The organism is Allobosea sp. (assembly GCF_036675845.1).
Classification (GTDB): Bacteria; Pseudomonadota; Alphaproteobacteria; order Rhizobiales; family Beijerinckiaceae; genus Allobosea.
Window position 1 is genome coordinate 1 of sequence record NZ_JAKFED010000006.1, and the last position, 13,901, is coordinate 13,901.

Sequence of the window (13,901 nt, forward strand, 5' to 3'; positions counted from 1 at the left end):
GAATCTCAGGACCAGAACGCGCCGATCAAAGCCTCCTCCGGCCTGAGATGCTCGGGTCAAGCCCGAGCATGACGGCTGTGGCCGCGCCCTTCGCTTATGGGACAGGCGACGAAGGGCGCGGCGCACGAGCCGCCTACCAGCGGTCGTAGCGGTCGTAGCGGTCGTGGTCGCGGTAGCGGCGGCCATGGGCCGGGGCCCAGGGCGGCGGGCCGCCATGGCGGCGGCCATAGCCGTAGCCATCATGGTCGCGGTAGCGGTGGCGGCGCTCATAGCGCTGCTGGCGCTCCATGTTGCGCTGGATCTCCCACATCCGGTGCTCGCGGTCGTGGCGGACATAGGTCGCCGCGAGCTTGTCGAGCCCGGCCGCGCCGCTGAAGGCCTCGCCGGCGGCGGCCGGAGTCACGGCCGCCCCGAGTGCAATCGCCGCGGCGATGAGAATATGACGCATGACTTGTCTCCTTCGTCTGCTTGATGCGCATTGAAACAGCCCGGTACGCAACCCCGCCTGAACGGGAAAGTCGGCTGCCGTTCATCTTCCAGCGGATCGAGTACGGCCGGGCATGGGGCGGGCTCAGGCGTTCGGGCCGCCCTCGATCTCGCTCGCCCAGGCGAGCGCCGCGTCGAACCGGTTCGGCTTGAAGCTCCTGACCTCGACGAAGGGGACGAGCGGGCTCGTGATCGCCACCAGGGTCTCGATCCAGCCCTTGTCGGTGACCACCGCCTCGCGCGGAAAGCGATGCCATTGCAGGATCTTGCCGAAACCGTAGCGGGCATCCTTCAGGCCGGCGCGGAAGGTCATGTCCTCGAAGCCGGTGAGGTCGGCGAGGATGCCGAGCTTCTCGTGCCGCTCCAGCCTGGCTTCGATCTCGGCGATCAGCTTGTCGAAATCGGCTTCCGAGAGCGTGCCGGTGATGCGGAAGGCGGCGACATGGTCGGCGGCGGGCAGGATGTCGAGCATGGGAATCCCTTTCTCAGCCGGAGCAACGCCGGCCAGGGCGGAATGTTTCGAACCATCGTCGCCGCGCGGCGTTGGTTCGGCAGGGGAAAACCCAGGAGGACGCGATGAGCAAGCTACCGCCGATCCCACCGGAAAACCGCAGCGCAAAGGGGCCGGGCGAGCCGGACCATGCCGGAAAGGACGCACCGCGGCGCCGCGCCGGCGAGCGGCCGGAGAACTCGGAGCAGCAGGGCCGCCACGCCAATATCAAGCAGAACACCACCCATCAGGGCCATCAGCAGGACCGCTAGCGCGCTTTCCGCGAGGACCTGAATTGCACCCTGAAGACAGGAGGCTCAGCCGATGTCGACATCGACCAAGGCGCCGCAGACCATCCGCCAGGGCGGCCCCGGCGCCGCCCATGAGAACGCCAAGGCGCCGCTCCATATCGAGAAGCAGCCGCCGGACGAGGACAACCGCAAGCATTCCCGGATTTCGGGCGGCGGCGGCGAGCGCGACATCCACCATACGCGCGACCCGGAGATGAAGGGCGGCGGCAGCCATCCGGCACGCGGCCCGCGGATGGCAGGCGGCAAGCCCGACAGGAATTGAGGAGGACATCATGGCCAATGCCGGCGGCAAGCTCGGCCCGAGCATAAAGGGCAAGGGCGATGGCAGCGGCGCGATGAGCACGCGCCCGGCCTCGCTGCCCGATCACAAGGTGCTCTCCAACCGCGACAAGGCGCAGCTGACGCGCGCCCGCGGGCAGGACGGCAAATGGATCGAGAACGAGCAGCGCTACGACACCCAGGCCAATCGGCGCTCGCAGGAGTGAGCGCTATTTCAGCGCGATGATCAGCATCAGGAAGGCGAGCACGATCAGGACCTGCTTCACGCTCCAGTTGATCCGGCGCAATTGCTCGGCGACGGCATCTTCCGGCGGCTCGTCCTCGGCGAGCGCCGGTGCCGCCAGCGACATCGCCTCGCCGGCGGGCAGGGCATGGCTCCATTCGAGCGACCCGACCCGGCCATGGCCGCTGGTGCTGCGGCCGCTGCCGGGTTCGAGCCCGAAATGGAAGGCGAGCGGCCGGCCGGGCAGCGCGTCGGGCTCGGCTTCGCGCAGCCAGAGATTGGTCGCGGCGCTGAGCGAGAGCCGCAACGCCTCCCCCGCGGCGAGGTCGCGGCGCAGTTCGGCGAAGAGCGGCTGCGGCAGGAAGAGCTCGGCGAGATAGCGCTGGTCGAGCCCGGGCTCGGCGGCATCGCCGGCGAGGCCGAGGCGCAGCAGCGGCGCATGGGCGCCCTCGGACGGAAACGGCCGGATCGTCAGGGCGATGTCATGGGCGTCGCCAGGATAGCCGGCCCGATGCAGGCTGGCCTCGCGCGGCCGGGCCCGGCCTTCGATGCGGCTGGCGTCCTGCCGGCCACTGCCGCGCCAGGCATGGCCGTGGACCAGGACGAGCCCGTCCGCTTCCAGGGTCAGCAGGCGATCGACGGCCTGGATGAAGGTGCCGGCGATACCGTCGACCGTCATCCGCCCATCCGCGATGCTGACGCCGCGTACCGCCTGGTTCATGCCGAAGCCGATTCTCGAAGAGCCATGGCCGGACGATAGCAGGTCGAGAGCGGCCGACGCCAGAATGCGGCAGCTTCGGCGCCGCGCAAGGATATTCTGCCGCGGCGGGCCGGGGTGGAAGGCTCTTCCGCATTACCTCGTCTCTTTAAAAGAACGTTTGGATTGACAGGGCGAACGCGATTCCCTAGATTGACCTTGTCGTCGGACAGCGTCCGTCGGCCGCGGAGATTTGAGCGAGCAGCTTGCGCCGCGTCACCAAACGCTAAAGCGGAGATGACCATGACCGACCGCCTGTCCCTTCCGATCGGACCGACCTGCCGCTCGATGATGCTCTGTTGTCGGCGCTGAGCCAGCGCTGAAGGCCGCCCGCAGGGCGGCCGCTTTCCCGAACAGAACCATCCGCGAAAACGCCGCATCCCGGCGGAGGCCGTCCCATGTCGAATTTCCATTCCGCTTCCCATTCTTCCGTCGCCGGCCAGCCGCCGCAGCCGGGCCTCGCCTATGTCATCGAGGTCGGCGAGACCCAGGCCGGGCTGGTGGCGCGCCGCGCCGACGAGCGCTTCTTCACCTTCATCTCCGCAACCTCGGCCTTCAACCGGCTCGAGGGCCAGCGCTTCGCGACGCCGGGCGCCGCCGAACTCGCCGCCCGCCAGCTCGCCGCGCCACGCCGCCATGGCCCGGCGCGACTGGTCGCCTGAGGCCGGGCGATGACGCTGCTCGAAACCCTGCGCCGGCTCATGGCTGACTGGTTCAGCAAGGCCGTGCCGGCCGTCCCCGGCGAACCGCGCTGGCACGAGCAGCCCTTCGCCGAGAGCTGCGCCGAGGCAGAGACCCTGCGCAGCTCGATCCGCCAGGTGACGCTGGAGCAGCTCGGCATCACCCACTGGTCCTGCCACACGCTTTTCTGAGGTCATGATGAACGCCCCCCTGAAACCCGGCGCCTTTCGCGCCGCGGCGGCGATCGCGCCGTCCGGCAAGGACAGCGCCGCGCCGATCATCCGCTTCGAGCGGGTCGGCAAGGTCTTTGCCGGCCGGCGCGGGCAGAACCCCGTCGCGGCGCTCGAAGGCATCGACCTTTCGGTGCCGCGCGGCGCCATCGTCGGCGTGATCGGCCGCTCCGGCGCCGGCAAGTCGACGCTGATCCGCCTGGTCAACGGGCTGGAGCGCGCCAGCTCCGGCCGCATCCTGATCGAGGGCGAGGACGTCACGGCCTTAAGCGAGGCCGGCTGGCGGACGCGCCGCCGCGCGACGGGCATGATCTTCCAGCACTTCAACCTGCTGTCCTCGCGCACGGTCTTCGACAATGTCGCGCTGCCGCTGGAGATCGCCGGCACGCCGAAAGGCGAGATCGCCGACCGCGTCGGGAAGCTGCTCGATCTCGTCGGACTCGCCGACAAGCGCGAGCGCTATCCGGCCGAGCTCTCGGGCGGGCAGAAGCAGCGCGTCGGCATCGCCCGAGCGTTGGCGACCGAGCCAAAGGTGCTGCTCTGCGACGAGGCGACCTCGGCGCTCGACCCCGAGACGACGCAGTCGATCCTGGCGCTGCTGCGCAAGGTCAATCGCGAGCTCGGCGTCACCATCCTTCTGATCACCCACGAGATCCCGGTGATCAAGGAGATCTGCGACCGGGTCGCGGTGATCGAAGGCGGGCGCATCGTCGAGGAAGGCGAGACCTTCGAGATCCTGACCCGCCCGCAGCATCCGACCACGGCCCGCTTCGCCGAGGTCGTGACCGGCGTCGAGATGCCGGCCCATCTCGCCGGGCAGTTGCGCGACGAGCAGCAGCCCGGCGGCAGCACCGTGCTGCGCGTCACCTTCTCCGGCGCCCATGCCACCGCCCCGGTGATCAGCCGGCTCGGCACCACGATCGGCATAGACGTCAACATCCTGGCGGGGCGCATCGACGCCATCGCCGGCAAGCCCTTCGGCAGCCTGCTCGTCTCGGTCCCGGCCGGCGAGCCCGGCATCAGTGCCGTGCTCGGCGCGCTGAAGAGCCTCGAACTCAAGGCAGAGGTCATCGGTCATGTCGCCTGAAATCATCCGCCTCATCATCCAGGCCACCGGCGACACGCTGCTGATGGTCGCGATCGCCGCCGGCCTCGGCACGCTGCTCGGCCTGCCGCTCGGCGTCTTCCTGGCGACGAGCAAGCGCGGCGAGCTCTTCGCCGCGCCGGCCGTCAACGCCATGCTCGGCACGATCGTCAACGCCACGCGCTCGACGCCCTTCATCATCCTGGTGGTCGCGATCATCCCGTTCACGCGGCTGATCGCCGGCACCTCGATCGGCACCGCGGCGGCGACGGTGCCGCTGACGGTGGCGGCGACGCCGTTCATCGCGCGGCTGATCGAAGGGGCGATCCGCGAGGTCGACCAGGGCCTGGTCGAGGCGGCACGCTCGATGGGCGCGACCCCGCTGCAGATCGTCCGCAAGGTGCTGGTGCCGGAGGCGCTGCCGGCGATCACGCTCGGCCTGACGCTGGCGCTGGTCAGCCTGATCGGCTTCTCGGCCATGGTCGGCGCGGTCGGCGGCGGCGGGCTCGGCGATCTCGGCATCCGCTATGGCTACCAGCGCTTCATGCCGGACGTGATGGCGGCCGTCGTCGCCGTGCTGATCGTCCTCGTCCAGGCCGTGCAGAGCCTCGGCGACCGGCTGGCGCGCCATCTGAACAAGCGCCTGCGCCACGCCTGAACCCTTCCACATCCCTTCGCAGACACCCCAAAGGAGCTTTCCCATGTCCGCCATCTTCACCCGCCGCGCCGCGCTCGGGCTTGCCGCCTCCCTCGCCGCCTCCCTCGCCTTCGCCGCCCCGGCGCTCGCCCAGCAGAACCAGGTCGTCCGCATCGGCGCCTCGCCCGGCCCGCATGCCGAGATCCTCGAGAAGCTGAAGCCGCTCGCCGCCAAGAAGGGACTCGAGCTCAAGATCATCGAGTTCTCGGATTACGTCGTCCCGAACCAGGCGCTCGACGCCGGCGAGCTCGAGGCCAACTCCTTCCAGAACCAGCCCTATCTCGACAACCAGGTGAAGGATCGCGGCTTCAAGCTGGTCAGTGCCGGCCTGACCGTGAACTTCCCGCTCGGAATCTATTCGGCGAAATACAAGAGCTGGGCCGAGGTGCCGGACGGCGCCACCGTCGCGATCCAGAACGACCCGACCAATGGCGGGCGTTCGCTCCTGCTGCTGCAGGACAAGGGCGTGATCAAGCTGAAGGATGGCGTCGGCTTCAAGCCGACCGTCGCCGACATCACCGCGAACCCGAAGAAGCTGAAGATCATCGAGATCGAGGCGGCCCAGACGGCGCGCTCGCTGGCCGACGTCGCCGCCGCCGCGATCAACACCAACTATGCCGTCGACGCCAAGATCGAGCCGACCTCGGCGATCCTGCGCGAAGACCCGAAGGGGCCTTACGTCAACCTGATCGCGGTGCGCGCCGCCGACAAGGACAAGCCCTGGGTCAAGACGCTGGTCGAGAGCTACCACAGCCCCGAGATCAAGGCCTTCGTGGCCGAGCGCTTCAAGGGCTCGGTCCTCGCCGGCTGGTGATGTTCCTCCCCCCTGGCCGGTCACGGCCGGGCACCTGCCCCGGAAGCGCGAGCTTCCGGGGTTTTTTGTTCGTGGGCGTATCGACCTTCCGTCATTGCGAGCGCAGCGAAGCAATCCAGGAGGACTCGCTCTGCCGCCCCTGGATTGCTTCGTCGCTTTCGCTCCTCGCAATGACGGGAAGCGGATCACACCGACAGATACTGCGACCTCACCGCCTCATTGCCCTTCAGCTCCGCCATCGTGCCGGTGAAGCGGATCAGGCCCTTCTCGATGATCGTCGCACGGTCGGCTACCGAGCCGGCGAAATGCAGGTTCTGCTCCGAGATCAGCACGCTGAGCCCCTCGCTCTTGAGCGCCAGGATGGTCTTGGCCATCTCCTCGACGATGACGGGGGCGAGCCCTTCCGAGGGCTCATCGAGCAGGACCAGGCTCGGATTGCCCATCAGCGTGCGGGCGATGGTCAGCATCTGCTGCTCGCCGCCCGACATCGCCCCGCCCGGCCGGTCGCGCATGCGGCCGAGATTGGGGAAGAGCTGGAACAGCCGCTCCGGCGTCCAGTAGGGCGCATTCTCGCGGCGCGGGCGCCGGGCGACGGAAAGGTTCTCCATGACGCTGAGCTCGGAGAAGACGCGCCGGTCTTCCGGGACATAGCCGAGGCCAAGTCTCGCGATCTCGAAGGGCTCGCGTCCCGCGATCGGCTGGCCTTCGAAGACGACGTGGCCCGATTGCGGCGGGACGAGGCCCATCACCGCCTTCATCGTCGTCGACTTGCCGGCGCCGTTGCGGCCCATCAGCGCCAGCACCTCGCCGCGGCCCATCGTAAAGCCGACGCCCTGGAGGATATGGGCGCGGCCGTAATAGGCGTTAAGCCCGTCGATCTCGAGCATGATCGCGCTCATCAATGGCCTCCCGAGGTCGCGCCGGAGCCGAGATAGACGGCGCGCACGGCCGGGTCGTTGCGGACCTCCTCGGCCCTGCCCTGGGCGATCAGCCGGCCGCGATCGAGCACCAGCACCGAATCGGAATGGGCGAAGACAACGTCCATGTCGTGCTCGGTGAAGAGCACGGCGATGCCGCGCTCGCGAGCGATCTCAGCGGTCAGCGCCATCAGCGCGATGCGCTCGCGCGGCGCCATGCCGGCGGTCGGCTCGTCCATCAGCAGGAGCTTGGGCTGGTTGGCGATGGCGACCGCGAGCTCGACGCGCTTGAGATCGCCATAGGCGAGCACGCCGCAGGCGCGCTCGGCCTGGTCGAGCATGCCGACTTGGCTGAGCAGCGTGTCGGCGGCTTCGACATGGCGCTCCTTCGCCTTGCCGAACAGGCGCCAGACTTCGCCGGCGTGCGAGATCAGTGCCATCTGGACGTTCTCGCGCACGCTCATCGAGGCGAAGGTCGCGGTGATCTGGAAGGTGCGGCCGACGCCGAGGCGCCAGACCTCGCGGGGCTTCAGGCCGGTGATGCGCCTTCCGTCGAGCAGCACCTCGCCACGATCGGCCGGGAGCTGGCCGTTCAGCATGTTGAAGCAGGTGGTCTTGCCGGCGCCGTTCGGGCCGATCAGCGCCAGCAGCCGGCCGGCCTCGACCGAGAAGCTGACATCGTCGACGGCGCGCACCCCGCCGAAGGATTTTCCGAGATTGCGGACCTCGAGGACCGGGCTCATCGCGCCGCCTCCGGCAGCGGGGCGCCGGCGACCGCCTCGCCGGCCTCGCGACGGCGCCCGGCCAAGGCGAGGGTGGTCCCGACCAGCCCGCGCGGGAACAGGATGACGAGCAGCACGATCGAGGCGCCGAGCACGAAGCGCCAGTAGATCGTCGCCTTGGCGAGCTGCTCCTGCAGCCCCATGAAGGCGAAGGCCCCGACGATCGGGCCAGAAACGGTCTGGACGCCGCCGAGCAGCACCATCAGCAGCGCGTCGACCGAGCGCGGGATGGCCATATAGGTCGGGAAGACCGAGCCCTTGAAGAAGGCGAAGAGCGCGCCGGCGATGCCGGCCGCGAAGGCGGCGATGATGAAGGCGAGCCACTGGATGCGCATCACCGGCAGGCCGATCGCCTCGGCCCGCAGCGGGCTGTCGCGCCCGGCCCGCAGGGCATAGCCGAAGGGCGCGAAGACGAAGACCCGGAGCATCAGCACGCTGGCGACGCAGACCGCCAGCGTCAGATAGTAATAGACCAGCTTCGAGCTGGCCCAGGCATCGGGCCAGACGCCGAGGATACCGTTGTCGCCGCCGGTGAACTCGACCCATTGGAAGGCGGTCGCCCAGGCGATCTGGGCGAAGGCCAGGGTCAGCATGGCTAGATAGACGCCCGAGAGGCGGACGCAGAACCAGCCGAAGACGAAGCCGGCGATGCCCGCCAGGAAGGGCGCGAAGGCGAGCGCCGGCGCCATCGGCAGGCCGAGCCATTTCACGGCGAGCGCCGCGCCATAGGCGCCGAGGCCGAAATAGGCGGCGTGGCCGAAGGAGGCCATGCCGCCGGGGCCCATCATCAGGTGCAGCGAGGCGGCAAAGAGCGCGAAGATCGAGAGCTCGGTCAGCGTCAGCAGCCAATGGTCGGCGACGATGAAGGGCGCGACGATCAGGAGCCCCAGCGCCAGCAGGCCGAGTCCCTTGGCGGCGGCGCTCGCCGGCAGCAGCAGCGGCTCGACCGGCCCATGGGCATGAGCGCTGCCGACCGGCCTCTTTCCCATCAGCCCATAGGGCTTGACCACCAGCACCACGGCCATGACCAGGAAGACCAGGACCAGTGTGATCTTCGGGAAGATCAGGATGCCGAAGGCGTGGATGACGCCGATCAGCACGGCGGCGAGATAGGCGCCAGTGACGCTGCCGAGGCCGCCGACGACCACCACGACGAAAGCCTCGGCGATCATCGACAGATCCATGTGGAGGTTGACCGCCTCGCGCGGGAGCTGGAGCGCTCCGCCCAGGCCGGCCAAGCCCGCGCCAAAGGCGAAGACCGAGGTGAAGAGCAGGCGCTGGTTGACGCCGAGCGCGCCGACCATCTCGCGATCCTGCGTCGCGGCGCGCACCAGCGTGCCCCAGCGCGTCTTCTGGAACAGGAACCAGAGCAAAGCGAGCATCAGCGGCCCGACGACGATCAGGAACAGCTCGTAGGTCGGGAAGCGGCTGTCCATCAGCACGACGAAGCTCTTGAAACCCGGCGCGCGCGGCCCGAGCTTGTCCTCCGGCCCCCAGATGGCGAGTGCGATGTCCTGCACCATCAGCACCAGGCCGAACGTAGCGAGCAGCTGGAAGAGCTCCGGCGCCTGGTAGATCCGGCGCAGCACGGCGATCTCGACCAGGGCGCCGATCGCCGCGACGACCAGCGCCGAAAGCAGCACCCCGCCCCAGAAGCCGAGTGCGTCCGCCGGGCCGAAGCGGGAGACCAGCGTGAAGGCGAGATAGGCGCCGAGCATATAGAAGGAGCCATGCGCGAAATTCACGATCCGCGTCACGCCGAAGATGATCGAGAGCCCGCAGGCGACGAGGAAGAGCGACGAGGCCGAGGCCAGGCCGTTCAGCGTCTGCGCGAAGATCAGGTCGGTCATGGATCAGGTCTCATTCAGGAGCCGCCAGAAAGCGTTCGAACTGCGCGTCATCCCGGACGATCGAAGGTCGCTCAGGGATCCATCCCAGGGCTCGCTGCTCTACGATGGATCCCGGCGCTGCGGCCGGGATGACGACGCAGCTTTCCCGCAGGCCGCGGGCCCGTCAGGAACCGCGACCTCGCCTTTTCATCACAAGCCAGTCTGAGCCGCCGCTTCAGCCCGCCGGGCGAAGCGCCTTCACCTCGGCATCCGAGGGCAGGTACTTCGCCCCGTCGGCATAGCGCCAGTCGACCATCACGCCCTTGCCGTCCTTGACCGCGGTCTTGCCGACATAGGCGCCGAGCGTCGCCTGATGGTCGGAGGCGCGGAACTCGACCGGGCCGAAGGCCGAGGTGAACTTCAACCCCTTCATCGCGTCGACGAGCTTCTCGGTGTCGGTCGAGCCGGCCTTGGCCAGAGCGGCGGCGATGGCGTTCATGGTGTCGTAGCCGACGACCGAGCCGAGGCGCGGATAATCGTTGTACTTGGCCTTGTAGGCGTCACGGAACTTCACGTGATCCGGCGTCTGGATCTCGGCATGCGGGTAGCCGGTGACGATCCAGCCGACCGGTGTCTCGGCGCCGAGCGGGTCGAGATATTCCGGCTCGCCGGTGAGCATCGAGGCAACCACCCGGCCCTCGAACAATCCGCGCGTATTGCCCTGGCGCACGAAGTTGGCGAGATCGGCGGCAAAGGTGACGTTGAAGATGGCGTCCGGCTTGGCAGCCTCGAGCGCCTGCACGGTCGCGCCCGCATCGATGCGGCCGAGCGCCGGGAACTGCTCGGCGACGAACTCGACATCGGGCTTCGCCTTCTTCAGCAGCTCCTTGAACCATTTCACCGCCGACTGGCCGTATTCGTAGTTCGGCGCGACGGTCGCCCACCTCTTGGCCGGGAGCTTGGCGGCTTCCTCGACCAGCATGGCCGCCTGCATGTAGGTCGAGGGGCGCAGGCGGAAGGTGTAGCGGTTGCCCTTGGCCCAGACGATCGCGTCGGAAAGCGGCTCGGAGGCGACGTAGAGCCGCTTGTTCTGGAGGGCGTAGTCGGCGATGGCGAGGCCGACATTCGAGAGAAAGCCGCCGGAGAGCAGGTCGACCTTCTCGGCGGCGATGAGCTCGCCGGCGAGACGGACGGAATCCTCGGGCTTGCCGGCATCGTCGCGGAACAGGGTCTCGATCTTGCGGCCGAGCACGCCGCCGGCGGCGTTGACCTGTTCCTGCGCCAGTTCCCAGCCCTGGCGATAGGGCTTCAGGAAGGCCGGCTGGGCGGTGTAGCTGTTGATCTCGCCGATCCTGATCGGCGCGCCTTGGGCGCGCAGCAGCGAGGGCGTTGCCAGCGCGGCCGCACTGATCGCGGCTCCGCTGACGAATTGGCGACGGTCGATCTTCATGGCTGCCCCCCGTTGGCTCGGTCTGCCTGTGCATACGCAGCCCCTCGCTGCGCGATTTCCTACCGTAGGCCGGCCGGGCGGGTTGCGCCAAGCCGAGGTGGAAATTCATTTGTATGCGTATGAATTCTCGACTCGGTCGTTTTGTTTGTCAATCGTTCTAAATTGGGTGGCCCTGCCGAAATCGCAGGCAAACGGCTGAAATCACCGACCCCGGCAGTCCCCGCGACGCAGGCCGCTGCCATTGCGGCCGAGCCGGCCGTTTCGCGGCAGCGCGCGCAACCGGCCCCCGAATCAATCGCCTCGGCCACGCCGCTCGGGTCGGCGATGCCGGCGCCGACGATGGCGAGATCGAAGCCGCGGACCGCTGATACCGACGGCCTTCGAGACCGACCGTTACGACGAAGGTCAGCCGCAAACGCCGCTGGCGTGCGCTCTTCGCCCAAAGCAGGTGCGATCCAGATCCATGCGGAGAGGCGATTGCGGGCGGCGGCGCCGCGAGGGGGTCGAACCAGCGCCCCTGCCCGCCGCCGGTCGGCGACGGAAATGCCCGGAATCATCAGTTCTTGACGAGTTCGATATGGCGGGGAAGCGGACGCCGCTTGTCCGCTACCCTCGGTAGGCGATGGTCTTCAGGTCGTCTTCAGATTGACAGCCGCAGACTTGCCGGTCTTGCGATCGGCCTCGAGGTCAAAGGTGATCTTCTGACCTTCGTTCAGGCCGCGCAGGCCCGAGCGCTCGACCGCGCTGATATGGACGAAGACGTCGCTGCCGCCGGCGTCCGGCGTGATGAAGCCATAGCCCTTGGTCTCATTGAACCACTTCACGGTGCCCGTTGCCACGTGCTCTCCCTTCACTTTCGGCGAGGCGGCGAGTGCCGCCCGGCAGGCACTCTAGGGCGATCCCGGCGCGCGTGGCAATCGGGGACTTAACGAGGGCGGAATGCAGCGCGGCAGGGCCCGGCTCAGGAGCGCCCGCCATCGACCGAGAGCACCTGCCCGGTGACCCAGCCGGCCTGCTCCGAGAGAAAGAACAGGCTGGCATGGGCGATGTCCTGCGGCGTGCCGAGGCGGCGGGTGTGGATGGCCTCGACCAGGCGCTTCTGCCCCTCGGGACCATAGGACTGCCATTGCCGCTCGGTTGCCGGATTGGAGCGGACGAAGCCGGGCGCGACCGAGTTGACGGTGATGCCGTGCGGGCCGAGTTCCCAGGCGAGCTGCCGGGTCAGCCCGACGAGCGCGTGCTTGGCGCTGGCATAGGCCTGGATGCCGGTGAGGCTCGGGCGCAGGCCGGCTCCGGAGGAGATGTTGACGATGCGGCCGTAGCCTGCCTGCTTCATCGTCGGCGCCGCGGCTTGCGACAGGAAGAAGGCGGCGTCGACATTGGCGGCGAAGATGGCGCGCCAGTCGCCCTCGGCGATCTCCTCGATCGGCCGGCCGACCTGCCCGCGGACGCCGCCGGCGGCGTTGACCAGGAGGTCGAGCCGGCCTTCCGCTGCGAGGAGCGCCGCGACCACCTCCTGCGCCGCCTCGGGCCGGCCGAGATCGGCGAGATGGGCGGCCGCGCCGAGTTCCTTGCCCGTGGCGGCAACGCCATCGCCATCGAGATCGACGAGATGGACGCGGGCGCCGGCCGCGGCCAGCGCCTGCGCGATGGCGCGGCCGATGCCCTGCGCCGCACCGGTGACGAGGGCTACGCGGTCGTCGAAACGGATCTGCATCGGTCGATCAGCACCTTCAGGGTTTCGAACGCCATCGGCCGACGGCCCTCCTCGATGTCGCGGATCAGGGCGACCAGCGTCTCCAGCGCCGGCGTCGCGACACCGACCTTTCGGCCGAGCGTCGAGATGATGCCGATCTGCGGCTGGCCTTCCGTCCTGCGCTTGCGCACGGCAAGGTCGCGCCAGATGCCGGAATGGGTCTTTGCCGTCTTCGAGGTGTAGTCGGCGAGCCAGGCGATGGTAGCAACCTGCGGGGCTTCCGGCGCGCCGGGCGCGAACACCATCGGATCGAACCCGCCGAAGCCGAGCGATTTCACGCCGCGCGCCGCCGCGACCGCGCCGACCTCGCGACCGAGCGCGAGCCAGACCGGCAGGCGTTGCGGATCGGCGAAATTCGCCGACATGGAGTCGTTGGTCAGCGCCGTGCCGAACAGCATGGCACCATAGGCGAGCTTGCCCCAGAGATAGCCCCAGATGTTGTCGGTCAGGATCGCGTCGGGCTCGAACAGCGCGAGCAGCCGGTGCATCGCGCGCGCCCGCTCGGTGACCGTCCCGTCGATCTCGCCGACGACGACCGCGCCGCGATTGCCGTAGAGGATCTCGCCGGGCCCGTGCCAGTCGGCGCCGAAATTGACGAAGCAGCCCATGGTCCGGCTCTCGCCGACGGCTTTGGCGATGGCGATCTCGTTCAACCCGTTCTGGGCCGAGAGCACGAAGCCGTCCGCGGCGAGATGCGGCTTCAGCGCCGCGAGCGCAGCTTCCGTCGCACCCGCCTTCACCGCCAGCACGATGCGCGAATAGCTGCCGGTCAGCTCGGCCGGCGTCACGGCAGGCACGACCTGGCGGAATTCCTCGACCGGGCCGGCAATGGCGAGCCCGTCCGTGCGGCAGGCCTCGACATGCTCGGGCACGATGTCGACCATCAGGACCGGCACGCCGGCGCGGGCCCAGTAGGCGCCGAGCGTGCCGCCGATCGCGCCGGCGCCCCAGATCAGGATGGGATCGGTGCTCATCGGGCCACCATCCGCACCGTCATCCCGGCCGTAGCGAAGCGGAGCGCCGGGATCCATCGTAGAGTTCCGGAGCCCTCCGATGGATCCCGGAGCTGCGCGGCTCCGCCGCTTGTCCGGGATGACGCCGGAGGATGAAGGGAA

General features: G+C 68.7%; 18 protein-coding genes. 8 read left to right on the plus strand and 10 right to left on the minus strand.

Annotation, left to right across the window (positions count from 1 at the left end; translation table 11 throughout):
* Positions 1–133: 133 nt before the first annotated feature.
* Complete coding sequence (locus tag V6M56_RS00270; protein ID WP_332680565.1) at positions 134–448, minus strand: hypothetical protein; 315 nt, start codon at positions 446–448, stop codon at positions 134–136.
* A gap of 123 nt (positions 449–571) precedes the next feature.
* Positions 572–958: a SpoIIAA family protein gene (locus tag V6M56_RS00275; protein ID WP_332680566.1), complete on the minus strand. Its 387-nt coding sequence runs from the start codon at positions 956–958 to the stop codon at positions 572–574.
* A gap of 104 nt (positions 959–1,062) precedes the next feature.
* Between V6M56_RS00275 and V6M56_RS00280 the strand changes: the two genes are divergently transcribed.
* From V6M56_RS00280 to V6M56_RS00290, 3 genes are read left to right on the plus strand one after another with little or no spacing between them, the layout of a single operon-like run.
* Positions 1,063–1,248 carry a hypothetical protein gene (locus V6M56_RS00280; RefSeq protein ID WP_332680567.1) on the plus strand — a complete coding sequence of 62 codons (186 nt, stop codon included), beginning with the start codon at positions 1,063–1,065 and terminating at the stop codon, positions 1,246–1,248.
* Positions 1,249–1,300: 52 nt separating this feature from the next.
* Positions 1,301–1,549, plus strand: a complete 249-nt coding sequence (locus V6M56_RS00285) for a hypothetical protein (RefSeq protein ID WP_332680568.1) — start codon at positions 1,301–1,303, stop codon at positions 1,547–1,549.
* A gap of 10 nt (positions 1,550–1,559) precedes the next feature.
* Entirely contained in the window at positions 1,560–1,772 is a 213-nt protein-coding gene (locus tag V6M56_RS00290; protein ID WP_332680569.1) for a hypothetical protein, read from the plus strand.
* Between the two features lie 3 nt (positions 1,773–1,775).
* Here V6M56_RS00290 and V6M56_RS00295 read toward each other — a convergent pair whose 3' ends face one another.
* The gene (locus tag V6M56_RS00295) at positions 1,776–2,510 is read right to left on the minus strand and encodes a hypothetical protein (RefSeq protein ID WP_332680570.1); all 735 of its coding nucleotides are present in this window, start codon (positions 2,508–2,510) and stop codon (positions 1,776–1,778) included.
* 434 nt (positions 2,511–2,944) lie between these two features.
* On the opposite strand from V6M56_RS00295, the gene V6M56_RS00300 reads away from it, so the two are divergent.
* The 5 genes from V6M56_RS00300 to V6M56_RS00320 are packed head-to-tail and all read left to right on the plus strand — an operon-like array spanning position 2,945 to position 6,052.
* Complete coding sequence (locus V6M56_RS00300; RefSeq protein WP_332680571.1) at positions 2,945–3,208, plus strand: hypothetical protein; 264 nt, start codon at positions 2,945–2,947, stop codon at positions 3,206–3,208.
* A gap of 9 nt (positions 3,209–3,217) precedes the next feature.
* The gene (locus V6M56_RS00305; protein ID WP_332680572.1) at positions 3,218–3,418 is read left to right on the plus strand and encodes a hypothetical protein; all 201 of its coding nucleotides are present in this window, start codon (positions 3,218–3,220) and stop codon (positions 3,416–3,418) included.
* A 7-nt stretch (positions 3,419–3,425) separates the two neighbouring features.
* The gene (locus V6M56_RS00310) at positions 3,426–4,544 is read left to right on the plus strand and encodes a methionine ABC transporter ATP-binding protein (RefSeq protein ID WP_332680573.1); all 1,119 of its coding nucleotides are present in this window, start codon (positions 3,426–3,428) and stop codon (positions 4,542–4,544) included.
* Positions 4,534–5,199, plus strand: a complete 666-nt coding sequence (locus tag V6M56_RS00315; protein WP_332680574.1) for a methionine ABC transporter permease — start codon at positions 4,534–4,536, stop codon at positions 5,197–5,199. Before V6M56_RS00310 ends, V6M56_RS00315 begins: the two co-directional genes overlap by 11 nt.
* A gap of 43 nt (positions 5,200–5,242) precedes the next feature.
* Positions 5,243–6,052, plus strand: coding sequence for a MetQ/NlpA family ABC transporter substrate-binding protein (locus V6M56_RS00320; RefSeq protein ID WP_332680575.1), 810 nt, complete (start codon positions 5,243–5,245; stop codon positions 6,050–6,052).
* A gap of 185 nt (positions 6,053–6,237) precedes the next feature.
* On the opposite strand, the gene V6M56_RS00325 is transcribed toward V6M56_RS00320, so the two are convergent.
* From V6M56_RS00325 to V6M56_RS00355, 7 genes are all read right to left on the minus strand, one after another.
* Positions 6,238–6,942, minus strand: coding sequence for an ABC transporter ATP-binding protein (locus tag V6M56_RS00325; protein WP_442881039.1), 705 nt, complete (start codon positions 6,940–6,942; stop codon positions 6,238–6,240).
* Positions 6,943–6,950: 8 nt separating this feature from the next.
* Positions 6,951–7,712, minus strand: a complete 762-nt coding sequence (locus V6M56_RS00330; RefSeq protein ID WP_332680577.1) for an ABC transporter ATP-binding protein — start codon at positions 7,710–7,712, stop codon at positions 6,951–6,953.
* Positions 7,709–9,601 (minus strand): ABC transporter permease, encoded by a 1,893-nt coding sequence (locus V6M56_RS00335; RefSeq protein ID WP_332680578.1) that lies wholly within the window; start codon positions 9,599–9,601, stop codon positions 7,709–7,711. Before V6M56_RS00335 ends, V6M56_RS00330 begins: the two co-directional genes overlap by 4 nt.
* A 214-nt stretch (positions 9,602–9,815) precedes the next feature.
* Positions 9,816–11,030, minus strand: a complete 1,215-nt coding sequence (locus V6M56_RS00340) for an ABC transporter substrate-binding protein (RefSeq protein ID WP_332680579.1) — start codon at positions 11,028–11,030, stop codon at positions 9,816–9,818.
* Positions 11,031–11,659: 629 nt separating this feature from the next.
* Positions 11,660–11,869, minus strand: a complete 210-nt coding sequence (locus tag V6M56_RS00345; protein ID WP_332680580.1) for a cold-shock protein — start codon at positions 11,867–11,869, stop codon at positions 11,660–11,662.
* Positions 11,870–11,991: 122 nt separating this feature from the next.
* Positions 11,992–12,747 carry an SDR family NAD(P)-dependent oxidoreductase gene (locus V6M56_RS00350; RefSeq protein WP_332680581.1) on the minus strand — a complete coding sequence of 252 codons (756 nt, stop codon included), beginning with the start codon at positions 12,745–12,747 and terminating at the stop codon, positions 11,992–11,994.
* Positions 12,720–13,760 carry a ketopantoate reductase family protein gene (locus V6M56_RS00355; RefSeq protein ID WP_332680582.1) on the minus strand — a complete coding sequence of 347 codons (1,041 nt, stop codon included), beginning with the start codon at positions 13,758–13,760 and terminating at the stop codon, positions 12,720–12,722. The genes V6M56_RS00350 and V6M56_RS00355 overlap by 28 nt, the downstream gene beginning before the upstream one ends.
* Positions 13,761–13,901: the final 141 nt, after the last annotated feature.